General features: G+C 47.4%; 1 protein-coding gene. It reads left to right on the forward strand.

Going from position 1 to position 578, the window contains the following annotated elements; all coding sequences use genetic code 11:
- Window positions 1-21 precede the first annotated feature (21 nt).
- The coding region (locus JMX63_RS14445) for a GTP-binding protein (protein WP_201573202.1) at window positions 22-578 on the forward strand (557 nt) is incomplete at its 3' end.

Below are 578 nucleotides of genomic sequence, written 5' to 3' on the forward strand. Positions count from 1 at the left end.
CCAAAAAAAGAGGAAATACCCATGGCAAAGGCCAAGTTTGAACGTAACAAGCCACACGTCAACGTCGGTACAATCGGACACGTTGACCATGGTAAAACAACCCTTACCGCTGCAATCGCAACCGTAGCTGCAATCACCTCTGGTGGCGAAGCCAAAGACTACGCGTCTATTGACTCAGCACCAGAAGAAAAAGCACGTGGTATCACCATCAACACCTCACACGTAGAATATGACACAGACAGCCGTCACTATGCTCACGTAGATTGCCCAGGTCACGCCGATTATGTTAAAAACATGATCACTGGTGCGGCCCAGATGGACGGCGCAATCCTAGTCGTATCTGCAACTGACGGCCCAATGCCACAGACTCGTGAGCACATCTTGCTTTCACGTCAGGTTGGCGTACCGTACATCATCGTATTCATGAACAAATGTGACATGGTTGATGACGAAGAATTGTTAGAGCTAGTAGAAATGGAAGTTCGTGAACTATTGAACGACTATGACTTCCCAGGCGACGACACTCCTATCGTTAAAGGTTCTGCTACTGAAGCTCTAAAAGGCTCACAAGAAAAATA

The sequence above is a fragment of the Psychrobacter nivimaris genome (assembly GCF_904846365.1).
In the GTDB taxonomy this organism is placed as follows: Bacteria; Pseudomonadota; Gammaproteobacteria; order Pseudomonadales; family Moraxellaceae; genus Psychrobacter; species Psychrobacter nivimaris_B.